The following is a 23,637-nucleotide window of genomic DNA, read 5'->3' on the forward strand; positions in this document are numbered from 1 at the left end:
TCTGGCGGCGGTTGGAACAGCGGCATGAGGTAATGCCGCTTTGACGGACGCGACGGAGAGATAAAACGCTGCATCAGTCGTTTTGGGCAACGATGGTGACAAGTCCTCGTGTCATTTCCTCAACAAGAACGACATAACCGGCGTCCTTGAGCATCTCCACCACAACGGGTTGGCGCAAACGCACCTTGCAATAGGCGCTTTTTTCCATGTTCCAGCCCGAAACAGCGCGATAATGGACGATATCGGTAACCGTGATGACGTCTTCATCGTAGTCCAAGAGACAAACGAAGTGAAAGTCGTCATCGCTGGCCACAGGCAAAATGCGATCCGTGCCGGTCAAGGCCCGCTGCTGGTCGCGAAAGGTGAGGACCAAACGCGCCCTGGGCTCAAGCGAGGCGCGCAGCGCCGCCAAAAAGGCTCCGATTTCCTGAAGCGAGCCAAGGTGGGCCAGGGTGTCGCCCATGCAGACGGCCAGTTCGGCCGGCTCGCCGACCAAGGCTGCGACGTCGCGGATATCGCCAAGAACCGGGGTGACCTTACGCCCGGCCGTGCGCTGGGAAAGCTCCGCCACGAGAGTGGGAGAAAAGTCCACGGCCGTAACCGAAAACCCCCGTTCGGCCAAAGGCAGGCTCTGAAAACCCGACCCCGCGCCCATATCCACCGCTCGCCCGGAAGTGCGGGGCACGATCCCGAGGCGGTCGAAAAGCGCCCCGTTTTCCGCGGCCTTGGCCTCAAAGCCCCCCATGGCCCGTGAATAATGGCGCGCTAACAACTGTTCATAATGCGTTTTGGCATCCAGCATCTTCGACCTCCTTCCATCGTCCGTACCTCGTGGGAGTCAACCGTATGCGGTCCCCGGCAAAGCCCGGATTTCCCTTGGACGAACGATGCCCGAAGGCAAGGTGCGGACTTTTGGCAGGAAAGGGAACTTAAAAAACCTTCACGAAAGTGGAAACGAGCCGCCGTCGGCAAAGGTGACCGTGGTTTTTCGCAAGCCGTAGCGCCCCCGGACAAGCCCCGGACAGACCGCTTCGACCAAACGCAAGGGGCTTAAATAGGTCTCGGAAAAATCGCAGGAAAAGCGTACGCGGCCTGGGCCCGCCGGGAGCACGCCCCACACCACGGTCTTGGCGTCCAGGGTGCGCGGCCCTTTCTTGGATTCCCAGGTCACGGGGAAGGTATTGGCCGCCTCGAAAGCCTCGAAGCCTCGAAGACAGGCCTCGGCCTGGTCGTCCGACACGGTCAGCTCAAAGGTTTCAATCACCGGATGGGCCACCTTGCGCCCTCCGGCCAGCTCATCCACCCCGACCACGGTCAAGCCCTCGGGCAAATTGGGGTTCAGGCGCGCGGCAAATTCCTCGGGCGCAATGGGTTCGCGCAGGAACAGCCCCATCCACTCGGCCCGGCTGGATACGCCCACAGGCAAAGCCCGGCCAAAGGAAATCTGGGGCAACGGATGGTAGCCGGCCGAGAAGCTCGGCTTGAGTCCGGCCCGACGCAGGGAGCGTTCGATGACCCGGCCAAGCTCAAGCTGGCTTAAGTAAATGGCGCTGCCCTCCTTGGCGTACCAAACCCGAAAATGGGCGGCCTTGCGGGTGATGTCTTCCCGGGGCGGCGCCGGCGGCGCGGCCACGGCCTCGCGCTCCAGGGCCGGACGATTGAGCCGGGGCTTGATGACCGCCTCGGCGGTCAGGGAACTCTTGCGGCCGGCGTCGTTGCACACGCCGCAGCCGGTGCAGTCACCGAAGCGGCAATCGGCCGTGACCGTGCCGGACAGCGCCCGCTTGCGCTCCAGGCGCAGGTAAGCCGGCGACACGCCGCAGGACAGATGGTCCCAGGGGAGCGGTTTGTCCACCGGGCGCTCGGCCAGCCAGTCGGCCGGATCAAGCCCGGCCTCGGCGAAAATCTCCAGCCACGGGGCCAGGGAAAAGCGGTCCACCCAGGAGCAAAAAAGCGCGCCCTTCTGCCAGCCGGCCTCGACCACGGGGGCCAGCTCCCGGCCGGCCCGGGAGAACACGCCTTCCAGAAAGCTCATCTCCGGCTCGTGCCAGCGCAGGGTCAGCCGGCGGTCGCTGGCGAAAAGGTCGCGCAGGTAGCCCACCCGGGCGCGAATCTGCTCCAGGCTGATCTGGCCGTGCCACTGAAAGGGCGTGTGGGGCTTGGGCACAAAGGGCGAGATAGCCGCCGTGACCTGAAGGCGCTTGACGCCTTTGGGGGCCTGGGCCAGCACCTTTTTGGCCAGCTCGAAAATACCGTGGACGTCTTCCTCGGTTTCCGTGGGCAGCCCGATCATGAAGTAGAGCTTCACCTGCTGCCAGCCGTGCTCGAACAGCCGGGCGGCGTGGGAGAGGATGTCCTCCTCGGTGATGCCCTTGTTGATGACGTCGCGCAGGCGCTGGGTGGCGGCCTCCGGGGCCATGGTGGCTCCGGTGCGGCGGATGCCGGCCATCATGTCGAGGATGGAGTCGGACAGCGTCCCGGCCCGCAGCGACGGCAAGGATACGGCCACCTGCTCGCGGCGGCAGCGGTCGATGCTCTGGGCGAAAAGGCTTTCCAGGGCCGAAAAATCGCCGGTCGACAGGGAGAGGAAGGACAGCTCCTCGTAGCCGGTGCGGCATAGACCCTCGCCGACAAGACTTTCAAGAGTCGAGAGGCTGCGTTCGCGCACCGGGCGGTAGACCATGCCGGCGTGGCAGAAACGGCAGCCGCGGGTGCAGCCCCGGGCGATCTCCACCGAGAGGCGGTCGTGGACGGCCTGGGCAAAGGGCACCACCTGGCAGGCCGGAAACGGGGCCGTGTCCAGGTCGGCCACAATGGCCTTGTCCACCCGCTCGTAGCCAGGAAGCAGGCTTCGCACTCCGGTTTCGGGGTCGAATTCGAAAAATTCCGGCACGTAAAAGCCGGGCATGGCGGCCAGGGTCTCCAGGAGCTGGCGGCGGCTCGCCCCGCTCACCCGGGCGTCGGCCACGGCGGTCAACAGATCGACGATGGCCTTTTCGCCGTCGCCAAGGACCATGACGTCGAAAAACGGGGCCATGGGCTCGGCGTTGAAGGCGCAGCCGCCGCCGGCCACCACCAGGGGCCAGCCGCCCTGCCCGGCCCGCTGGGCGCTGCGGAAGGGAATGTCGGCCAGATCGAGCAGGTGCAGCACGCTGGTGTAGCACAGCTCGTGGGTGAGATGGAAAGCCACCACGTCACAGGCGGCAAGGGGCGTGTCGGACTCCAGGGTGGCAAGGCTGGTTCCCGTCTCGCGCATGACGGCCACGGCATCGTCGGCCGGAGCAAAGACACGCTCGGCGGCCAGTCCCTCGACCCGGTTGACGGCTTCATAGAGAATACGGCCGCCGACATAGGACATGCCGACTTCGTAAAAATCCGGGAAGGCCAGGGCCAGACGGGCGCGCACCGTGGACGGGTCCTTGGCCGTGCGGCCCCATTCGCCGCCGAGGTACTGGGTGGGCTTTTGGATACGGGAAACGAGCTCGCGCATGGATGGTCTCCGGCCGGCAACAGGCCGGGGGGTCGTGGCCAGGCGGCCAGGAAAAAAAGACGCGCCGCCGCCGGGTTTCTCCCAAGACGGCGGCGCGGACAAACAACTTATTTCTTGAGCAGATTCGAGATGTTGCCGCCCTTGCCGGCCAGGGACGACAGATTCTTGAGGTCGCCTGAGGTGGACAGGGTCAGGTTGCTCGTGGCCTCCAGGTAGCGGGTCTGGAGCTCGTCGGGGAACTTCTTGAACTGATACAGGATATGGGCGCCGTCGATCTCGCCGCCGATCTCGGTCTCAAAGGGGTAGCCGAAGGGCAAAAGCATCATCTGCACGCCCTGCTGGGAGGGAATGGTCTGGAGCAGCGCGATTTCAGTGAGCTTATTGGCGGCCTCGTCCCATTTTCCCAGGACGGTTTCGCCGTTGATGAGTTTGACCAGTCGGATGTCGTAAGCCATGGGGCATTCTCCTTGATGTCCGGCGCTTCGCGCCAGGCGTTGAAATCGATACGGTCTTGGCCTTTGTCAAGGCCGGCCGGACGCTATTCGTTGAGGTCGAAGACGGCGAATCCCTGGCTTTTGCACAGCGCGTCGCGCTCGGCGTCGCGCAGATCGGCGCGCACCATTTCGGTCACCATCTCTTCCAGGGTGATCTTGGGCACCCAGCCCAGGCGCTGCCGGGCCTTGGTGGGATCGCCAAGCAGCGTCTCCACCTCGGTGGGGCGGAAATAGCGCGGGTCCACGGCCACCAGGCAGGCGCCGGTCTTGGCGTCGTAGCCCTTCTCGTCGGCCCCCGTGCCTTCGAAACGGATGGAGATGCCCAGTTCGGCGGCGGCCATCTTGACGAAGTCGCGCACGGAATGCTGGCGGCCGGTGGCGATGACGAAATCGTCCGGGGCGTCCTGCTGGAGCATGAGCCACTGCATCTCGACGTAGTCCTTGGCGTGGCCCCAGTCGCGAAGGGCGCTCAAGTTGCCGAGGTAGAGGCAGTCCTGGAGCCCGAGCTTGATGCGGGCCATGGCCCGGGTGATCTTGCGGGTGACGAAGGTCTCGCCGCGCAGGGGCGACTCGTGGTTGAACAGGATGCCGTTGCAGGCGTACATGCCGTAGGCTTCGCGGTAGTTGACCGTGATCCAGTAGGCGTAGAGCTTGGCCACGGCGTAGGGGCTGCGCGGATAAAAGGGCGTTTTCTCGGTCTGGGGCGTCTCCACGACCTGGCCGTAGAGTTCCGAGGTGGAGGCCTGGTAGAAGCGGGTGTGCTTCTCCATGCCCAGGATACGCACGGCTTCGAGCAGGCGCAACGTGCCCAGGGCGTCCACGTCGGCGGTGTATTCCGGAGACTCGAAGGACACCTTGACGTGGCTCTGGGCGGCCAGGTTGTAGATCTCGTCCGGGCGGACCTGCTGGATGATGCGAATGAGGTTGGTCGAGTCGCTCAGGTCGCCGTAGTGGAGCGTGAACTTGCGGCCGATGTCGTGGGGATCGCGGTAGAGATGGTCGATTCGCTGGGTGTTAAAAAGGGAGGCCCGGCGTTTGATGCCGTGGACTTCATAGCCCTTTTTGAGCAGCAGTTCGGCCAGATAGGCCCCATCCTGGCCGGTTATGCCGGTAATGAGCGCGACTTTGCCTTTCATTTCTGGAGAATCTCCTGTTGTTCGTGGACGGCCATGGCCCGGGCCACGTCGGCCGGTCCCATGGTCGCCTTCCAGCCCAGCGCCTGCGCCGCCTTGGCCGGATTGGCCCGGCTGACGGCGATGTCGGCGGGCCGAAAAAGTGTGGAATCGACCTGCACGTGGTCCTGCCAGTCCAGGCCCAGGGCGGCGAAGGCCTCGGCCACGAACTGGCGCAGGGTGATGGTCTGGCCGGTGGCGATGACGTAGTCTTCCGGGACGTCCTGCTGGAGCATCAGCCACATGGCTTCAACGTATTCCCGGGCGTTGCCCCAGTCCCGGGCCACGTCGATGTTGCCCAGATGCAGCGTCTCGCCCGAGCCGGCGGCAATGCGGGCAGCGGCGGCCACGATCTTGCGGGTGACGAAACGCTTGGGCCGCAGCGGCGACTCGTGGTTGAAAAGGATGCCGTTGCAGGCAAAAAGCTTGTAGGCCTCCCGGTAGTTGGCCACCTCGAAATGAGCCGCCGCCTTGGCCACGGCATAGGGGCTTCGCGGGGCAAAGGGCGTGAGTTCGGTTGCCGGCTCGCCGCCGGTATCGCCGAAGCAGTCGCTGGAAGAGGCGTGGTAGAGCCTGGCCGGCGCGCCGAGAAAGCGCACGGCCTCCAGGAGGTTGAGCGTGCCCACGCCGATGGACATGAAGGTTTCCACGGGCTGGTCAAAGGACAGGCCCACCGAGGACTGGCCGGCCAAGTGGTAGATCTCGTCGGGCTTGACCTTGGCCAGCACGGTCAAGACGCTGCGAAAATCGGTCAGGGTGACGGAATGGACCTCGACCTGCTCGCCAATGCCAAGGGCGGCCAGGCTGGCAAAAGACGCCATCTGGGCGTCGCGGGAGGTTCCGGCCACCCGGTAGCCTTTCTGGAGCAGAAGCTGCGCCAGATAGGCTCCGTCCTGGCCTGACACGCCAAAGATGAGGGCTTGCTTCATATGCGAAATGGCATCCAGGGAGGGGCGGTTACGCGTAAGCGCATCTTCTAGGAGTTTCCCGGGTCGCCGTCAACAGCCGCGCCGGACGGGCGGCTTTTGGACTCCCGGCAGGCGGCGCACACGCCGTCGATGCGCACCTCCACGGCCAGCACGTCCATGGCCAGACCGGCGCCCAGGGCGGCCACGTCGGCCAGACCGGCCCCTTGGGGCAGACATTGCATGGCCCCGCAGCGCACGCAGTAGGCATGGCCATGGGGCGCTCCGGCGGTCCCGGGCTCCAGGCAGTAGCGCTGGGCCCGGTCCCCGGCGCTGTGGCGGCGGGCCAACCCCTTTTCCACCAGCAGATCGAGAATCCGGTAGAGCGTCACCCGGTTGGCCGGGCGCAGTCGGCGCACCAGGGCCAGGATATCCCCGGCCGGCAGCGCCCTGCCCGCCCCGGCCATGGCCCCGACCACGGCCAGCCGCAGCGGCGTGGCCCCGATGCCGGCCCGGGCCAACATCCGGGACGAGCTCTCGTGAAGCGCGGCGTCCATGGCGGCTCTCTCTAGGCTCCCTGCCGCCGCCGGGCCAGGCCCGGAACCAGGGACACGAAGAAGGTCGCGGCGGCCACGGCGATGATGGCCGCGCCCGAGGTCAGGTTGAAGGCATAGGCCAGCCCCAGGCCGGACAGGCAAAAGACGATGTTGAGAAGGCCCGCCCAGACCATGGCCCGGCCCAGGGAGGCGGCCCGGCGCACGGCCAGGCTGGGGGCCACCGAGAGCAAGGCGATGACCAGAATCAGGCCGGCCACCCGGATGAGCAGCACCACCGAAACGGCGGCCAGGGCCGTGAGCAGGCAATGGAGAAACATCACCGGCACCCCGCGCACGGCGGCGAATTCCCGGTCGAAGGCCATGGAAACAAAGCCGTTGTAGTGGCGCAGGGCGGCGGCCAGGAGCACCACGTCCAGACCGGCCAGGGCGTACAGGTCGCTGTCGGGCACGGTGATGATGCTGCCAAACAGGTAGCTCATGAGGTCGGGCTTGTAGCCGGGCGTGAGGTCCAAAAGGATGATGCCGAAAGCCATGCCGGCGGCCCACAGCACGCCGATGACGGTGTCGGTGTCCTCGACGCGCCTAAGCGTCACGGCGGCCATGGCCAGGGCGGCGGCCACGGTGAAGGCGACGGTGACGGGCAGCACGGGCAGGGCCAGGAAATAGGCCAGCCCCACGCCGCCGTAAGCGGCATGGGCCGCGCCGCCGGCCAGAAAAACCATGCGGTTGGCCACGACCAGGGTGCCGATGACGCCGCAGCACACGGCGGCCAACAGCGCCGCCAGGGCGGCGTTTTGCATAAACGGCAGGGAAAGCGCTTCGATCATGGCCGCTCCGACGGGGACAGCCGGGCGAGGTCCGGCGGAATGCGGCGCAGATAGGCGTCCATGGGGCAGGCGTGGCTGTGCACGCCGTAGAGCAGGTCAAGCATGTCCTGGCTCAGGCGCGGCTCGGGCGAATAGGCCACCCGGCCGTTGACGCAGGCCACGGCCGTGACCCCGGCGGCCAGGATGCTCAGGTCATGGCTGACGACCAGGGAGGTGACGCCCGCGCCGATGCGCGAGAGCACCTCGTAGAGGCAGAACTTGCCCTGGGGGTCGATGTTGGCCGTGGGTTCGTCGAGAATGAGCAGGCCCGGATCGGAAACCAGGGCCCGGGCAATAAGCGTGCGCTGCTTCTGGCCGCCGGAGAGCTCGCAAAAACGGCGCTGGGCCAGCCCGGCCATCTCGACCCGGGCCAAGGCGTCGTCGGCCTTGTCGATTTCCTCAGACGTGTAGCGAAAGCCCCGCCGCCCAGGCGACAGCAGGCCCATGAGCGCCACCTCGCGCACCCGGATGGGCAGGTCCTTGCGCTCGGCCACGCCGTCCAGACGCTGGGGCACGTAGCCGATGCGGGCGCTGTGCCGCCCCGGCTCCTCGCCAAAAACCCGGATGGTTCCGGCGCTGGGCGTCAGGATGCCCAGGATGAGCTTTAAAAGCGTGGTCTTGCCCCCGCCGTTTGGGCCGAGCACGGCCAGACGCTCTCCCTGGGCAACGGCCAGACGCACGCCCGAAAGCGCCGCCTGGCCGTTGTAGGAAAAGGTCAGGTCGCGGATGTCGACGACCGGTTGCGTCACTTGGTCTCCGTCTTGCCGGCCAGTCCCTGGCGCAGGGCTGCGGCCGCGCCGCGAAGGCTGGCCGGCCAGTCCTCGGCCAGGGGATTGATGGCGGCGGTGGCGCCGCCGATGCCCTTGGCGATGGTCTCGGCCTGGGCGGCGCTTAATTGCGGTTGCACGAAAATCACCTTGACCCCGTCGGCCTTGGCTTCCTTGATGAGCCCGGCCAGGGCCTTAGGGCCGGGTTCGCGGCCAAGTTGTTCGATGGGAATCTGGGTCAGCCCGTAGTCCCGGGCAAAATACCCCCAGGAAGGATGAAACACCATGAATTTGCGCTGCCCGGCCGGCACATCGGCAAATACCTTTTTGATCTCCGCGTCAAGGGCGTCGCACTGGGCGGCGAAGCGCGCATAACCGGCGGCATAGTCGGCCGCGCCCTCGGGATCGGCCTTGGCCAGGGCGTCGCGCATGGACGCGCCGATGACCTTGACCAGGCTCGGCGACAGCCAGACATGGGGATCGGGCTCGCCGTCATGGTGCTCGTGGCCTTTTTCCGTCTTGCCGTGGCCGTGGCCTTTTTTCCCCTTGTCATGATCGTGATCGTTGTCATCGTGATGGGCGACCATGGGGATCTTGTCGATGCCGGCATCGGTTTTGACGATGACCATCTTGGGGTTGGCCGCCGCGAACCGGGGCAGCCAGGCGTCCTCGAAGTCCATGCCGATGGCAAAATAGACCACCGCCTTGGACAGATCGGCCAGTTGCCGGGGTTTGGGCTCGTAGGTATGGGCGTCGGCCCCGGGCGGCACCATCACCACCACCTCGGCCCGCTCGCCGGCGATCTGCTTCAGGAAATAGGCCTCGGGCGCGATGCTGACCGCAGCCAGGATCTTGGCCTGGACTGGCGTGGCGGATATGAAAATGATACCCAGAATCAAAAGAGTCAAGCGTTGGATCATGGCAGCTCCTTGGCGTCGCCTGGACGCGCAGCTGACAATGCAACAAAGTTGCATCACAAAGTCAAGCCCGGCGCGCCCCCGGCGCGGTCCACGGATGGCAACAAAAACCTTGAATTCCCAGGGCAGGCCCTTTACCCCAAGGCAGCCATGACCAAACAAGCGCAATCGCCTGCCGCGACCAAGACCTCGGCCCTGGCCGTCTGGGGGCTTGTTCTCCTGACGGCCCTGGCCGCCTGGCATTTCACGGCCTGCTTCCTGCCCTGGTACACGGGCCAGCGGGCCGAGCACTTCGCCAGACGCCTGCACGACCTGTCCAGCCTGCGTGCCGCCCTGGCCGACTACCACGCCAAGTACGGCCGCTATCCGGCCAACGCCGGTTTCGATGGGGCCATAGGGCCCAAGGGCGAGACCAAAAACGACTGGCTGCCGGAACTGGCCGGCGAATTTCTGCCCGCCCTGCCCCGCGACCCGGCCGGCACGAGCGATCCCGACAAGCAGTATCTCTACCACGGCGACGGCGCGGACTACAAAATCATCGTCCACGGCTCCGGCGACTGCGCCCTGGCCCGCAAGGCCCATCCCGACATGGTCGATCCAACCCGGGACTGCTGGGCTTACGGCTTCTGGACGCCCGGCGCGGCCAACTGGTGACTTCCATGACGCAACTTAAGAACTCCGCTCCCGCATCGTTTGCCGCGTCCGGCCGCCGCTTGGGCGACTGGCTGGCCGAAACCTTTTTGCTGCGCGGCGCGCGCATTCCGGCCCTGGACGGCATTCGCGGCTGGGCCATCCTCATGGTCTTCAACGTGCATTTCTTTGCCCGTTACCAGCCGAAATTCTATTTCACCGAACCCGGCGGCGCGCCCTGGACCGCCTTGACCATCGTGCACGCCGGAAGTTTCGGCGTGGACTTGTTCTTTTTTTTAAGCGGCCTGCTCGTTTACAAAAGCCTCATGGCCAAGCCGGTTGGGGCCTTGCGCTTTCTCTACGACCGCTACCGGCGGCTTTTGCCGGTCATCGTCTTCGTCACCCTTTACGTGGCCGCCGACACGCCGCCCAGACGGCTTTTCGACAACCTCTTTTTTCTCAATATCTTTAACGAGCCGCCCATCCATTTCTTCACTTGGCCGCTGGTCTACGAAATGTATTTCTACGTGCTGTGCGCGGCCGTGTTCATCGGCTGCCGGCGGCTTCGATTCGTTTCCGGCTGGCCGTTTTTCTTTGCCCTGGTCGCGGCCCTGGTCGTGTGCGAGTTCGAGGTGCGCTTTCGCATTTCCTTCAGCCGTTTCCTGGGCTTTTTCTGGGGCGTGGCCCTGGCCCGCCTCCTGGCCGTCGAGGCCGGCCGCCGCGCCCTTGCCGCCCTGCCTTCCTGGACCTGGGCCGTGGGGTTGGGGCTGTTGCTCTATTGCCGCTGGCTGTGGGGCTCGGGCTGGTTCATGGCCGCCGGCGGCAACGAGCATCTCAAGAATCTGCTCTTTTTCAGCGCCGTCAACGCCTCGCTGTTTCTCGTCACGGCCTCGGTCATGACCCGGGCCTCGATTCTGTCCCGCCTTTTTTCCTCCACGCCCCTGCGGTTTCTGGGCATCATCAGCTATTCGCTTTTCATGACCCACATGCTGGCCCTGCAGATCACCCAAAACCTGGTCGGCATCCCGGTGACGAACGTCTGGTCCATGCTGGCCAACCACGCCGTCACCGTCCTGGCCGCCACGGGGCTGGCCATGTTCTCATTTTATTATCTGGAGCGGCCCTATTTTCTCCGCCCAGCCTCCCCCAAACAGGCCCCCCCTCGGTAATGGGGCCGTCAGGAGACATCGCGCCATGCCCTACGCGATTCCAGGCTTGACCGCCGGTCAAGCAGCCCATCTGCTTCTCGTTTGAGTTCGCGGCCCTGCGTGGGGTGCGGCTGGTGTTGCCTGGCCGATCCCTGCGTGGAGTCCCACATCCGCTACGGCTATCGTCGCCGGTGTCCCGACCTCTCCTGGGACGAAGCAACCGGCTGCTACCGCTGCCGGCTGGCCGAAGACCCTGAGCACGGCGAGCGTTTCCGGTTTCTGCTCGGCGTCGGGCACGGCTGCTGCGCGCCGCTTAACGCCTGGCGCGACGACGTGCGCAATCGTGACGATCCCGAGACGACAAATGACGATTGACCGCCCTGACGCCCTTGCCGCCGCGCCAAAAACATTCTAGGAAATGACGGGGTTTCATTCCAAGGAGGAACGTATGGAGTTTCGCGGCGCAATTACGGCGTTGGTCACGCCGTTTCGAAGCGGCGAAGTCGATGAGGAGGCTTTCCGCGCCCTCATCGAATGGCAGATCGAGCAAGGCATCCATGGCCTTGTCCCCTGCGGCACCACGGGGGAATCCGCCACGCTGTCCCACGAGGAGCACAAACGGGTCATCCGCATCTGCGTGGACCAGGTCAAAGGCCGCGTGCCCGTCCTGGCCGGGGCCGGCTCCAACAACACCCGCGAGGCCATCGAGCTGACGCAGGACGCCAAGGACGCCAAGGCCGACGGCGCGCTCCTGATCACCCCCTATTACAACAAACCGACCCAGGCCGGACTGGTGGCCCATTTCAAGGCCATCGCCGACCGGGTGGACATGCCCTTTATCGTCTACAACGTGCCGGGCCGCACGGCCGTCAATCTGCTGCCCGAGACCCTGGCCATCCTCAAAAAGGAGATCCGCCAGGTCATCGGCGTCAAGGAAGCCACCGGCGACCTCACCCAGGTCTCGCGCGTGCTGGAATTTTGCGGCGAAGACTTCCAGGTGCTCTCCGGCGACGACTTCACCGCCCTGCCCACCATGGCCATCGGCGGCTGCGGCGTCATCTCGGTGGTCTCCAACTTCGTGCCGAAAAAGATGTCGGCCATGTGCGAGGCGGTCTTTGCCGGGGACCTCAAGACGGCCAAGGCCCTGCACTACGACATGAGCCCGCTGTACCGGGCGGCGTTTATTGAAACCAACCCCGTGCCGGCCAAGACGGCCCTGGCGCTTATGGGCCGCTTCCCCTTCGAGACGCGCCTGCCCATGGTGCCGCTGCTGCCGGACAACAAGGCCAAGCTCGAAGCCGTGCTCCAAAAAGTCGGCCTCATCTAATCGCTCCTTGCCATTTCTCGCGCGGGCCTTCCATCTGGGAGGCCCGCGCTTTTTTCAACCTTTGCCGCAGGGTTCGTGAACTCCGCCATGCGCATTGAGCTGCAAAACGCTTCCGTCACCCTGGCCAGGGCCAAGGCCCTGTCCGACGTTTCCCTGACCCTGGCTGCCGGCGAGACCCTGCTCGTCCTTGGAGCCAACGGCTCGGGCAAATCGACGCTGCTGCGCCTGCTTCGGGGCGACATCTGGCCCGACGACGACGGCCAGGGAAGGCGCGTCTACGTCAGCGGCCCTGGCCCGGGCCGGGCCTCGCCCATCGGCGTGCGCCACCGTTTCGCCGTCATATCCCCAGAACTCCAGCGCACGGTCAAACGGCTGTGGGGCCACCTGGACGCCGCAACCGTCATCCTGTCCGGCCCCCGCGACGCCATGTATGTCCAGGCCGCGCCGACCCCGGCCGAGCGGGCCGCTCTGGAAGAGGCGCTCACGCGTCTTGGTATCGAGCACCTGCGCGACGCCCCGGTCGGCGCGCTCTCCAACGGCCAGTTGCGGGCCGTGCTCCTGGCCCGGGGGCTGGCCTGCCGGCCGAAGGTCCTATTTCTCGACGAATTTCTCGACGGTCTGGACGCGGCCGCCGCGCGAACTGCCAGCCAGGTCATGGCCGCGGCGGCGGCCTCGGGCGCGGCCATCGTGCTGACCAGCCATACCGGGGCCGGCCTGCCGCCCGGTCCGGCCCGGGGGCTGGTCCTGGCCGGCGGCCGTGTGGTCCATGAAGGCTCGGCCAATTCGGCCCGGGAACACTACGCCCGGACCATCGCCGGCTGCCTGGAAACGGTGTTGCCGGCCCATAGTCCGGAGTGCGCCCTGGCCGACGAGGCCGACGCTTATGAGGCCTCGGGCCTGCCGCTGGTGGTTGTGGAAAAGGCCTCGGTCTTTCTCGACCGGCGGGAAATCCTGCGCGCGGTGAATCTGACCGTTACACCGGGCGGCCATCTGGCCCTGGTCGGGGCCAACGGCTCGGGCAAGTCCACGCTTTTAAAGCTCATGGCCGGTGAGCACCATCCGGCCTTGGGCGGCCGGGTCAGTCGGCCGGGGCTGGCCGCGCCCGAGGGACTGACCGACCTGCGCGACATCCGCCGCCGCATCGGGCTAGCCTCGTTTGAACTCGAAGCCGACTACGATAAGGAGATTTCCGCCCTGGAGGTGGTCCTGTCCGGCGCCCAGGCCAGCATCGGGCTCTACATGGAGCCCACGAACCGGGAGCTTCGCGCGGCGCAACGGTGGATGGCCTTTTTCGGAGTGGAGCAACTCGCCGAGCGCAAGCTCGGGGCGCTTTCCGCCGGCCAGACGCGGCGGCTGTTTCTGGCTCGGGCCATGGCGGCCGAACCGCGATTGCTCCTTTTGGACGAGCCGTTCTCAGGCCTGGACGCGACCTCGCGCCGGGCGGCCATGGAGGCCGTGTCGGCGGCGGCCCGGGCCGGGGTCACGGTGGTGTGCGCCGTGCACCGGCCCGAGGACGTGATTCCCGAAATACGGGCCGTGGCCCGCATCAAGAACGGCCGGGTCAGCCTCGCTGGACCCGACGCGGCGTTTCCTTAGGCGTAGCGGCCTTACCGGCCTTGGCCACCACAACAATCTCCCCGGCCGCCTTGGCGTTGGGCACGTAGACGGCCTCACCCGTTTCGGAGCGGATGGCCACGTACCACGCGCCCATGGACTCCACCCGGCCGACGATGCCGGCCAGGCTCACGGCGTCGCCCGTACGAAACGGCCGCAGCAGCCGCAAGGTCATCCCGGCGGCCAGATTGCCCAGCGCCCCCTGAAAGACGAAAACCAGCGCCAATCCGCTGGCCGCGACGGCGACCACGCCCCAAACAGGCCATCCCTTGGCGGCCGGGCCAGAGGCGGCTTCCGGCCCGGTCGGGGTCGGCGCGGGAGCGGCATTCGATGCGGCAGGCATGTCCCGCGATCCGGCCACCGCGCCGGCCAACGAAGGGGCCGACGGCGCGGACGGCTTGGCCCCGCCGGCCTGGGGCAGATCGCGCGGGCCGGTCGAGGGCGGGGACAGGGGCGCGATTTTTTGCGGGCTGTCGGGCAGATCGTGGCCGTGCAAGGGGGGCGTGGCCTGGGGAGCCTTTTCCGGGCGCAGCTCCAGGCCGCCGCTGCCGGCCGGGGCCGTCACAGGAGCGGACTGGACAGCCGGCACGGCCTCGCCTGCCGTTTTTGTGCCGCTGGGGATGATGATTTCCTTGCCCAGGGGCAGCCGGGCCGGGTTGAGGCCGGGGTTGGCCTTCAAAATAGCGGCCGTGGGCACGCCGTAGCGCAGGGATAGAAGCCCCAGGGTGTCGCCGGCCTTGATGACGTATTTGCCGGGACCGGCGGCCAGCACCAGGGCCGGCGCGGTGGCGTCCCGGGAATGGCAGAGGTTGGCCTGTCCCCCGAGCAGGCAGGCCGCCAGAAAGAGGATCAGGCCCCAGAATCTCGCCGCGTCGCCGGTCATGAACACCTCCGCAGGCCGCCGTCTGGCGGATGGCATCTGGTTAGCACGGCTGCAAACAAAGGCCAAGTGCAGCCTTTTGTTACGTTTTCTCTCCCGGCCTAGACTCTGGTGCGCCGGGCCGTAAGCACGCCGGAGCCGATGGGCACAGCCGGTGTGAGTCCGGGAAACATCCCCAGCCCTCCTGTGGCGGCCACGGCCGCGTTATTGGAAAACGAACTCGCCGAAATAGATGTTTTTCACCTTGCCCGGACCGGCGTACGTGGTGAACAGGTCCATGAGCTCCTTGCGCAGGATCATCTTGCCGGAATTGGTGAGCAGATCCTCGGCCAGCTTGTTGGACAGCATAAGGATGAGATCTTCCCGGGCATCGGCTTTGTAGAGGCGCTCGGCCGAGGGGTCGTCCACGCACTCCACGATCATCTCCAGGCGCATGAACCGGTAGCCTTTTTTGCTCAAGATGTTGACGGTCATCGGCCCGATGGTGATGACGCCGTTTTCCACCTTTCCGGGTTCTTTCTTCTCTTTCTTTTCTTCCTTTTTCTCTTGTTTCTTGGCTTCGCCGCCGCCAGAAGAGGCCGGCAGGACCTGGGGCAAGGCCAGGAACAGGGCAAGGATCAAAGCAAGTCCAATCGCACTGCGTCGCATGAGCGCTCCATGAAACCTGGCCCGGGTAGGGGACGGCCGGACCGTTGTTGTCGCTTTTCCCGCCGAGTTTCGCGTCCGCCCTAAGCGCCTATGGCGTTTGGTCGGCAACGAACCAAAACCCTGTACTGTTCTTCATAAATACCAGCGTAGTTATGAAGGGACGCGACACTAGCCCCGGGCCTTGGCCTGGCGGCGGCGGGCGGTGAGGATAGGTTCGGTGTAGCCGTTTGGCTGATTTATCCCCTCAAAAATGAGCTCCCAGGCAGCCTTGTAGGCCAGGGAATTTTCCGTGTCGGCGGCCATGGGCCGGTAGGCCGGGTCCAGGGCGTTTTGGCGGTCGACCACGGCGGCCATGCGCGCCAGCGTCGCCTCCACCTCCTCGGGCGTGCACAGGCCATGGCGCAGCCAATTGGCCAGGTGCTGGCTGGAGATGCGCAACGTGGCCCGGTCTTCCATGAGGCCCACGTCGTCGAGGTCCGGGACCTTGGAGCAGCCGATGCCCTGGTCCACCCAACGCGACACGTAGCCGAGGATGCTTTGGCAGTTGGTCTCGATCTCCCGCTTCTTGTCCTCGGGGGAAGGACCTTCTCCGGCCGGCAACACCGGCAATTTGAGCAGGTCGAGGCGGTTGGCCGGTGTGCGCCCGGCCAGTTCGCGCTGGCGGGCGAAAACGTCCACGGCGTGGTAGTGCATGGCGTGCAGCGTGGCCGCCGTGGGCGAAGGCACCCAGGCGCAGTTGGCTCCGGCCTTTGGGTGGTCGATCTTGGCCGCCACCATCTCGGCCATGCGGTCCGGCTTGGCCCACATGCCCTTGCCGATCTGCCCCTTGCCGGAAAAGCCGCAGGAAAGGCCCACGTCCACGTTGCCGTCCTCGTAGGCGGCCATCCAGGCCTGGGAGCGCATGGCGTTTTTGCCGACCACCGGTCCGGCTTCCATGACGGTGTGGATCTCGTCGCCGGTGCGGTCCAGAAAGCCCGTATTGATGAAAATGATGCGATCCTTTGCGGCGCGCACGCATTCCTTGAGATTGAGCGACGTGCGCCGCTCCTCGTCCATGATCCCGATTTTGAGCGTACGCGGCGGCATGGAAAGCGCCCGCTCCACCCGCTCGAAAATTTCACAGGCAAAAGCGACTTCCTCGGGGCCGTGCATCTTGGGTTTGACGATGTAGACGCTGCCATGGCGGGAATTGCGTTTCTTGCCCAGGTCGCGCTGGTCGTGCAGGGCCACGGCGGCGGTGGCCAGGGCGTCGAGGAAACCTTCGGGAATCTCCTCGCCGGCCGCGTCCAGCACGGCGTCGGTGGTCATCAGGTGGCCGACGTTGCGCACAAGCATGAGGCTGCGGCCGGGAAGCCGGAGCGCGCCGCCGTCCGGGGCGGTGAACGTCTTGTCGTTGGCCATGGCCCGGGTCAGGGTCTTGCCGCCCTTTTCAAAGGCCGCTTCCAGTTCGCCTCGAAAAAGCCCCAGCAGATTGCGGTAGGCCGCAGCCTTGTCCGGGCCGTCCACCACGGCCACGGAATCCTCGCAGTCGAGAATGGTGGTCAATGCCGATTCCAGGACCACGTCTTTCAGTCCCGAAGGGCTGGCCGCGCCCACTGGGTGGGAACGGTCGAAGCGCAGTTCGACGTGCAAACCGTTTTTGACCAGGACCACGGCCGTGGGGGCCTTGGCCGGGCCGGCGTAGCCGGCGAACTGGTCGAGGCGGGCCAGGCCCGTCATACGGCCGTCGGCGAAAGTGACGGTCAGGACGCCGTCCAGGACGGCGTAGGCCGTCACCTCGGCATGGCGGCCAAAGGCCAGGGGCACGGCCATGTCCAAAAAGGAGGCGGCGTAGGCGACAACCGCCGCGCCGCGTTCGGGATTATAGCCCGGTCCCTTCACCGCGCCGCCGGTCTCGGGGATGACGTCCGTGCCGTAGAGCGCGTCGTAAAGGCTGCCCCAGCGGGCGTTGACGGCGTTGACGGCGTAGCGGGCGTTGGTGACGGGAACCACGAGCTGGGGTCCGGCGATGGTGGCAATCTCGGGATCAACACCGGTGGTTTCTATGGCAAAATCCGGCCCTTCGGGCAGCAGGTAGCCGATGCCGGTCAAAAAGCAGTCGTAGGCGTCGGGATCGTGGGGCTGGCCGCGTCGCTCGTTGTGCCAGACGTCGACGGCGGCCTGCATGACGTCGCGCTTGGCCAGCAGCTCCCGATTTTTTGGGCCCAGCTCGGCCACAAGGCCGGCCAGGGCGGCAAAAAAAGCTTCGGCGGCGATGCCGGTGGCGGGCAGGATGTCCCCCGCGAAAACATCGTACAGGGTCTTTTCAACGGACAGGCCGGCAACGGCCACGCGCTCGGTCATGGGGCACTCCTTGGTACTGCCTGCCTCCCCTGGAACCGGGAGGCTGGCCGGCAGTGTACGAGATTTGCCAAGGAGTGCAACGGGAAGCGGCAAGGCTGCCGCTTCCCGCAAGCAACAAATCGTTATTTCAGGAGAATCTCTTCAAGGCTCTTGCGTTTTCGCGGATAGACCACCGGCTCGTCGGGCCGCCCCACGGCCAGCAGATTGACCACCCGCCAGCCGGCCGGAAGGGCCAGCTTCGCCTTGATGTTGGCCTCGTCGAACATGCCGATCCAACAAGTTCCAAGGCCCATTTCGGTGGCCCGCAGCATCATGAACGACACGGCCAGGGCTACGTTCATGGCGCAGGCGCCGAATTTCGCCGCCTCTTCCTTGGCCGCTTCCCGGGCCACGTAGGCGTCGATGCCGTCCATGGGCTCGCCGTCGATGATCTTGTTGTCGCGGTAGAAAAAGGCGGCCGACTGGGAATCCTTGACGTAGTGTTCAAGGTCGGCGCAGCAGACGATGATGGCCGGCACGCTGCCGAGCCAGGCCTGCTTGCGGCTGGCCTGGCTGGTGCCGAACCAGGCCAGGTCGGCCGGATCGGTGACGACCTTAAAGCGCCAGGGCTGGGAATTGAGGCTGGAGGGGGCGTTGCGGCCGGCTTCCAGCAATTCGTGTATTTGTTCGGTGGTCAGCGGTTCCTTGGCAAAGGCGCGCACGCTGTGGCGCGCGGCGATGGCGTCTTTGACGGACATGGGGCGTCCTCCTGAGTTTTCCCGTTACGACACGTCGAAGTGGGCAAACATGGACACGCCGGATGGCGATAGTCTGTCCGATTTCCGCTTCTTTGGGGGCGGCGTCAAGCCGCACCTCACCCCGCCGGCCGGTCAAACACCGCCAGATACTCCTGGTTGCCTTTGGGTCCCTTGACCTTGGACGGGACTACGCCGCGAAGCGACAACCCCAGCGCGTCGCGGGCAAAGCCCGCCACCAGCTCCACCGCTTCCTGCTGAAAGGCTTCTTCGCGCACCACGCCGCCCTTGCCGATCTTGTCCGGCGACAGCTCGAACTGGGGTTTTATCAGGGCCGCCACGAAACCGCCCGGTTTCAAATACTGCAGGCAGGACGGCAAGACCTTGGTCAGCGAGATAAACGACACGTCGGCCACCACCACATCCACCGGTTCGGGAAGCAGATCGGCCGGGGCATGGCGCAGATTGACGTTTTCCATGGACACGACGCGCGCATCGGCCCGCAGCTTTTCATGAAGCTGGGCCGTGCCCACGTCCACGGCGTAGACCCTTATCGCGCCGTGCTGGAGCAGACAGTCCGTGAAGCCGCCCGTGGACGCCCCGGCGTCCAGGGCGACCAGCCCCGTGACGTCCAGGCCGAAGGCTTCCATGGCCGTTTCAAGCTTGCCCCCGCCCCGGCTGACGTAACGCTCGCCCTGCTTGAGCACAAACACGGTCTCGGCCCCGAACATGCGCCCGGGCTTGTCCACCGGCCTCTCCCGGCCGCCTGAATCAATGAACAGCACCTGGCCGGCCATAATGAGCCGCTTGGCCCGCTCCGGGTCGTCCGCCAGCCCCTGGTCGCGGACAAGCTGGTCGGCCCGGGCCTTTACTTTCGCCATGCCGCGCCTCCCGAAAAATCCAACGGACGCGATCCGCGTCCGCGAGCGACCCAACAAGACGCGTTAATCGTCCGCATCGCGACGCCCCAAAATCCGGCGCAAGGTGTCCTTGGAAATGCCCAGTTCGCGGCAGGCGGCGTTGCGGTTGCCGCCATGGCGATCCACCGCGTCGCTGGCCGCCTGGAAGCGGATTTCGGCCATGGTGCGCCCGGCCCGGGGCGGACAGGCCCCGGCCTCGCCGCGCAGATGTTCGGGCAGATGGCACAGTTCGATGGTCTGACCTTGGCAGAGGATGGCCGCGTATTCGATGATGTTTTCCAGTTCCCGAATGTTGCCCGGATAGTCGTGGCGCATAAGCCGCGCCATGGCCTCGGGGCTGACCGTCTCGATGTTCTTGCTGACGGCCATGCGGCAACGTCCCAGGAGCCGTTCCGTCAAAAGCGGCACGTCGTCCAAACGGTCGCGCAGGGCCGGAATGCGGATGACCACCACGCTTAGCCGATAAAAAAGATCCTGGCGGAAGGTTCCCTCGGCCACCATGCGGCCCAGGTCGCGGTTGGTGGCGGCCACCACCCGCACGTCGGCCGGCACGGTCTCCACGCCCCCCAGCGGCTCGAAAGCGCGCTCCTGCAAGGCGCGCAAAATCTTGGCCTGCATGGCGTAGGGCAGATCGCCGATCTCGTCGAGAAACAGCGTGCCCGCCTCGGCCAGGGCGAACCGGCCGGGCTTGTCCTTGCGCGCGTCGGTGAACGCCCCGGATTTGTAGCCGAAAAGTTCGGACTCCATGAGCTGCTCAGGCAGCGCCCCGCAGTTGACGGCCACGAACGGCCCGCCATGGCGCTGGGACAGCTTGTGGATGGCCCGGGCGAAAAGCTCCTTGCCCGTGCCGGACTCGCCAAGGAGCAGCACGGTGGAGTCGCTTTGGGCGATCTGCGGCAACATCCGCACGATCTCCGACAGTTGGGGATCGCGCGTGCCGAAGTCGTCCAAGGGTTGCAAGCCGGCCAAGCGGCTGACGAAGCCGCCGCCCGAGAGATCACGAAAAACCTGCACCCCGCCGATGACCGTGCCGCCCATGGCCCAGATGGGCGCGGCGCTGATGCTGACCGGCACTTCCGGACAGCCCGTGCGTTTTAAGGTCACGATGCGGTTGGCGATGGCGCGCGCCTCGTCCATGCTCTGGCGCAACACGCAGACCGTGCGGCAGTTCTTGACGCCAAACACCTCGCGGCAGGTGCGGCCTATGGCCTCCTCCGGGGCGCAACGGGCCACCTCGGCGGCGGCCAGGTTGCAGTAACGGACGATGAAATCACGGTCCACGGCAAATACGGCGTCAGCCACGTTTTCCAGGGCAAAGGCGCTGGCTTCGTCGCCGGGAAATGGATCAAGGGGTCTTTTCATGGGATGGGGGTTCTCCGCGCCGGCGGGCCGAGCGCGGCCGGAGTGTGCTTCGGAAGGCGTTTGGGGTCAACCAAAACGGACGCAAAAATCGTCCAACAGAGTCACCAAACCCCTTGGCACACTTTCAACATACCAGAAATAAAGATAAAAATATTCGGCATGAAAAGTGCTTTTTTTCTCAATCAAACGGGCAAGCACTGCATCACCCGAAATCATCTCCCAAGGAGTCCCCATATGAACCTGACCCTGACCATCTCCGGCGTCTGCTGCGATCTGGCCCTGCATCCGGTGAACGTCGAAACCGCCGCCCGCGTCTGCATGCTCGGCGACAATCTCTACAAGACCAACTCCATCGAGTGGTGGCGCGCCAACAGCAACAACACCTGCGGCATGCGCCTGACCGCCGATGCGCGCATCGAAGCCGCCCTTGACGGCGCTTGCATTGCTTTCGACGTCTCCCGCATGAGTGCTTCGGCCGCCATGCTCACCCAGCGGCCCTTCCTGGAGAGCCCGGAAAAGAGCCTGTGCCTGCTCGGCTACGACGACGAGGCCTGCTCGCGCACCTGGACCTGGCGCAACGTCACCGACTACGACATGAGCCGCTTCGAATTTTTCGTCCAGCGCTGGGACGCCATCCTCGGCGTGGCCGACTACCTCGTCATCGACGACGTCTGCTACGACGGCCGGCCGGCCGATGAAGCCGTCTGGGGCGAAAGCGAAGGCTTCACCTTCCGCACGCCGCTCATCGTGCCCGCCGCCGCCGCCCGCGAACTCGCCGCTGCCACGCGTCGCGCCGCGTAGCGGCAAGGAGAGAAGAGGGAAGAGCCTCCGGCGGCCAGGAGAGGCGCTGCCTCTCCTGGACCTCTCCGCTGGGGGCCTTAGGCCCCCAGACCCCCATCATGGGAAAATGTTCAAGGGGGTTTTGACGTCTGCCGATGGTTTGGTCGGGTGTGGTCCGGGCCACGTCATGAACACATAACCAACGATCTTCCCACGCTGGCGAACGGGCAACCGTCCTCCTCCCGCCCGCCAGCGCCAGCCGGTTCCCGCCATGCCGCCGGCCGCCAATACCGACGCCGGCCTGGAGAAGGTCCCCTCTCCAGGCCGGCGTTATGTTGCGGGGAGAAGATATGCCTCCGGCGGCCGGGGGCCTGAGGCCCCCGGACCCCCCGCATGGGGAAAGGGGGCGGCTGCGCCGCAGGGCGACAAACGGTTCCTGCTCGTTCTTCCTGGAATCTTCCTGTTTGGGGGCGCGTTTTTCGCCAGGAGGAACCTGGCGAAAAACGCGCCCCCTAACTGGGAGGGTCCGGGAGGGGGTAACCCCCTCCCGGCCGCCGGAGGCATCTTCTTCTTACGTTCTCATCATTTACGCGCCAAGCCCAAGCTTTCGACAATGGCCGAGGCGGCCTTGGCGGTGTAGTCTTCGGGAGTCAGCGCCGCCTTGTCGGCGTCGGTCATGATGGAGCGCGGCCGGTTGACGTACTTGGAGTCGGCCTTGACGCCGTAGGCGGCGGGGAAGCTGTCCTCAAAGTACATTTCCTGGAAGCCGATGAATTTGAGGTGGTGGGCGGTGGCGTCGAGGATGGCCTCTTCGGAGGCTTCGATAAGCCCGAGTTCCTTGGCCTTTTGCAGGCCGGCCAGGCATTCGCCGCCCTGGGTGCAACTGATGTGGCCGTGGCGGTTGGCCAGAAGCATGCCTTCGACGATGGCCTGCTCGGTGACCTGCACCACCTGGAAGCTGCCGGGGCCGCCGATCTTTTCGTATTCCTTGGCGAAATGGGCCACGCGCGGAAACGACACCGGGTTGCCGATCATGGCCGCCTGGGCGGCGCTGGGGGTGACGGGCACGGCCCTAAACTCGCGTTTGGCCGGATCGGCCTCGTCGTAATACTGGAAGACCGGGTCGGCGTGGTGGGACTGCACGCCGAAGATGCGCGGCAGGGAGCGGATGATGCCGAGCTTTTTGAGCTTTAAAAAGCCGCCCATGATGGCCGTGACGTTGCCGGCGTTGCCGATGGGCACGAACACGCATTTGCGGTAGGTGTCCCAGCCGTACCACTGGGCCACTTCGAAGGCGTAGGATTCCTGGCCGAGGATGCGCCAGGCGTTTTTGGAATTGAGCAGCGCCACGCGGTAGTTGTCGGCCAGATGCTCGACGACCTTCATGCAGTCGTCGAAGACGCCGGGCACTTCGATGACCGTGGCCCCGCTGCCCAGGGGCTGGGCCAGTTGCTGGGGCGTCACCTTGCCCTTGGGCAGGATGACCACGGACTTGATGGGGCCGCCGACATAGGCGGCGTAGAGCGCGGCGGCGGCCGAGGTGTCGCCGGTGGAGGCGCACACGGTCAGGACCGAATCCCAGCCGTTGACCCGCACGAGATGCTTCAAATAGCTGAACGCGCAGGCCATGCCCCGGTCCTTGAAGGAGGCGCTGGGGTTTTGGCCGTCGTTTTTATAGGCAAACGGTACGCCGACCATCTCGGTCAGGGCGGCGTTGGCGCTAACGATGGGCGTATGGCCCTCGCCCAGGTAGACGATGTCCTGTTCCTCCATGACCGGGGCCATGAGCTCATAAAACCGCAGCACGCCGCGCAGGGCCGTGGAACGCGAAGAGGCGCGCTTGTCGAAAAGGCCCTGCCAGTAGCTGGCCGGGTATTCAAGCAGGCTGTCGAAGGTGGTGTCCTCAAGCAGGAACACGCCGCCGCAGTGGGGGCAGGTGTAGTAGAGTTCGCGAATGTCGAACCGGGCCTGGCAGCCCAGGCAGACGTACTCCATCTTGCCCCGGTATTTGGGAAAATCGCTCGTCGTAATCATGGCGCTCCCTGCGCTTTATCCGCTTCCCCTTCGGAGCGGAAGGCCGTTA

Annotated in this window: 22 protein-coding genes; 6 read left to right on the forward strand and 16 right to left on the reverse strand. The window is 65.6% G+C overall.

The genetic code is table 11. From position 1 onward, the window contains the following. Positions 1–73: 73 nt before the first annotated feature. The 9 genes from C3Y92_RS12615 to C3Y92_RS12655 form a co-directional block, all read right to left on the reverse strand. Positions 74–802, reverse strand: a complete 729-nt coding sequence (locus tag C3Y92_RS12615) for a class I SAM-dependent methyltransferase (RefSeq protein WP_129353047.1) — start codon at positions 800–802, stop codon at positions 74–76. 138 nt (positions 803–940) lie between these two features. Beyond that, positions 941–3,490: a TIGR03960 family B12-binding radical SAM protein gene (locus C3Y92_RS12620; RefSeq protein WP_129353049.1), complete on the reverse strand. Its 2,550-nt coding sequence runs from the start codon at positions 3,488–3,490 to the stop codon at positions 941–943. A 107-nt stretch (positions 3,491–3,597) separates the two neighbouring features. After that, positions 3,598–3,945 carry a hypothetical protein gene (locus tag C3Y92_RS12625; protein WP_129353051.1) on the reverse strand — a complete coding sequence of 116 codons (348 nt, stop codon included), beginning with the start codon at positions 3,943–3,945 and terminating at the stop codon, positions 3,598–3,600. Between the two features lie 83 nt (positions 3,946–4,028). Then, complete coding sequence (gene gmd / locus C3Y92_RS12630) at positions 4,029–5,120, reverse strand: GDP-mannose 4,6-dehydratase (RefSeq protein ID WP_129353053.1); 1,092 nt, start codon at positions 5,118–5,120, stop codon at positions 4,029–4,031. Next, positions 5,117–6,085, reverse strand: coding sequence for a GDP-mannose 4,6-dehydratase (locus tag C3Y92_RS12635; protein ID WP_129353055.1), 969 nt, complete (start codon positions 6,083–6,085; stop codon positions 5,117–5,119). The genes gmd and C3Y92_RS12635 overlap by 4 nt, the downstream gene beginning before the upstream one ends. Before the next feature lie 47 nt (positions 6,086–6,132). Next, positions 6,133–6,618, reverse strand: coding sequence for a Fur family transcriptional regulator (locus C3Y92_RS12640; protein ID WP_129353057.1), 486 nt, complete (start codon positions 6,616–6,618; stop codon positions 6,133–6,135). Between the two features lie 11 nt (positions 6,619–6,629). Beyond that, the gene (locus C3Y92_RS12645; protein ID WP_129353059.1) at positions 6,630–7,445 is read right to left on the reverse strand and encodes a metal ABC transporter permease; all 816 of its coding nucleotides are present in this window, start codon (positions 7,443–7,445) and stop codon (positions 6,630–6,632) included. After that, complete coding sequence (locus tag C3Y92_RS12650; RefSeq protein ID WP_129353061.1) at positions 7,442–8,233, reverse strand: metal ABC transporter ATP-binding protein; 792 nt, start codon at positions 8,231–8,233, stop codon at positions 7,442–7,444. Before C3Y92_RS12650 ends, C3Y92_RS12645 begins: the two co-directional genes overlap by 4 nt. Beyond that, complete coding sequence (locus C3Y92_RS12655) at positions 8,230–9,171, reverse strand: metal ABC transporter solute-binding protein, Zn/Mn family (RefSeq protein WP_129353063.1); 942 nt, start codon at positions 9,169–9,171, stop codon at positions 8,230–8,232. Before C3Y92_RS12655 ends, C3Y92_RS12650 begins: the two co-directional genes overlap by 4 nt. Positions 9,172–9,318: 147 nt before the next feature. Between C3Y92_RS12655 and C3Y92_RS12660 the strand changes: the two genes are divergently transcribed. The 5 genes from C3Y92_RS12660 (at position 9,319) to C3Y92_RS12680 (ending at position 13,869) form a co-directional block, all read left to right on the forward strand. Next, entirely contained in the window at positions 9,319–9,822 is a 504-nt protein-coding gene (locus C3Y92_RS12660) for a hypothetical protein (protein WP_129353065.1), read from the forward strand. A gap of 5 nt (positions 9,823–9,827) precedes the next feature. Further along, positions 9,828–10,967: an acyltransferase family protein gene (locus tag C3Y92_RS12665; protein ID WP_129353066.1), complete on the forward strand. Its 1,140-nt coding sequence runs from the start codon at positions 9,828–9,830 to the stop codon at positions 10,965–10,967. An 81-nt stretch (positions 10,968–11,048) separates the two neighbouring features. Continuing rightward, the gene (locus C3Y92_RS12670; protein ID WP_129353068.1) at positions 11,049–11,321 is read left to right on the forward strand and encodes a hypothetical protein; all 273 of its coding nucleotides are present in this window, start codon (positions 11,049–11,051) and stop codon (positions 11,319–11,321) included. A 73-nt stretch (positions 11,322–11,394) separates the two neighbouring features. Beyond that, positions 11,395–12,273: a 4-hydroxy-tetrahydrodipicolinate synthase gene (gene dapA / locus C3Y92_RS12675; protein WP_129353070.1), complete on the forward strand. Its 879-nt coding sequence runs from the start codon at positions 11,395–11,397 to the stop codon at positions 12,271–12,273. A 75-nt stretch (positions 12,274–12,348) separates the two neighbouring features. Then, a complete protein-coding gene (locus C3Y92_RS12680; RefSeq protein WP_235669481.1) occupies positions 12,349–13,869 on the forward strand; it encodes an ATP-binding cassette domain-containing protein in 1,521 nt (506 codons plus the stop codon). On the opposite strand, the gene C3Y92_RS12685 is transcribed toward C3Y92_RS12680, so the two are convergent. The 6 genes from C3Y92_RS12685 to C3Y92_RS12710 all read right to left on the reverse strand — a co-directional run bounded on the left by C3Y92_RS12685 (position 13,835) and on the right by C3Y92_RS12710 (position 20,774). After that, positions 13,835–14,770, reverse strand: coding sequence for a mechanosensitive ion channel domain-containing protein (locus C3Y92_RS12685; RefSeq protein ID WP_129353072.1), 936 nt, complete (start codon positions 14,768–14,770; stop codon positions 13,835–13,837). The genes C3Y92_RS12680 and C3Y92_RS12685 overlap by 35 nt on opposite strands. Positions 14,771–14,971: 201 nt before the next feature. After that, positions 14,972–15,415 carry a flagellar basal body-associated FliL family protein gene (locus C3Y92_RS12690; RefSeq protein WP_129353073.1) on the reverse strand — a complete coding sequence of 148 codons (444 nt, stop codon included), beginning with the start codon at positions 15,413–15,415 and terminating at the stop codon, positions 14,972–14,974. Positions 15,416–15,583: 168 nt separating this feature from the next. After that, positions 15,584–17,758 (reverse strand): malate synthase G, encoded by a 2,175-nt coding sequence (locus C3Y92_RS12695; RefSeq protein WP_129353075.1) that lies wholly within the window; start codon positions 17,756–17,758, stop codon positions 15,584–15,586. Between the two features lie 122 nt (positions 17,759–17,880). Then, on the reverse strand, positions 17,881–18,495 hold the full coding sequence (locus C3Y92_RS12700) for a nitroreductase family protein (RefSeq protein ID WP_129353077.1): 615 nt from the start codon (positions 18,493–18,495) through the stop codon (positions 17,881–17,883). Positions 18,496–18,611: 116 nt separating this feature from the next. After that, positions 18,612–19,373: a TlyA family RNA methyltransferase gene (locus C3Y92_RS12705; RefSeq protein WP_129353079.1), complete on the reverse strand. Its 762-nt coding sequence runs from the start codon at positions 19,371–19,373 to the stop codon at positions 18,612–18,614. Between the two features lie 63 nt (positions 19,374–19,436). Next, positions 19,437–20,774, reverse strand: a complete 1,338-nt coding sequence (locus C3Y92_RS12710) for a sigma-54 interaction domain-containing protein (protein WP_129353081.1) — start codon at positions 20,772–20,774, stop codon at positions 19,437–19,439. Between the two features lie 234 nt (positions 20,775–21,008). On the opposite strand from C3Y92_RS12710, the gene C3Y92_RS12715 reads away from it, so the two are divergent. Further along, positions 21,009–21,575 (forward strand): hypothetical protein, encoded by a 567-nt coding sequence (locus C3Y92_RS12715; protein ID WP_129353083.1) that lies wholly within the window; start codon positions 21,009–21,011, stop codon positions 21,573–21,575. A gap of 561 nt (positions 21,576–22,136) precedes the next feature. Here the strand turns inward: C3Y92_RS12715 and thrC are convergent. Then, the gene (thrC, locus tag C3Y92_RS12720) at positions 22,137–23,588 is read right to left on the reverse strand and encodes a threonine synthase (RefSeq protein ID WP_129353085.1); all 1,452 of its coding nucleotides are present in this window, start codon (positions 23,586–23,588) and stop codon (positions 22,137–22,139) included. Positions 23,589–23,637 lie beyond the last annotated feature (49 nt).

Origin of the sequence: Solidesulfovibrio carbinolicus (assembly GCF_004135975.1) — a bacterium.
In the GTDB taxonomy this organism is placed as follows: Bacteria; Desulfobacterota; Desulfovibrionia; order Desulfovibrionales; family Desulfovibrionaceae; genus Solidesulfovibrio; species Solidesulfovibrio carbinolicus.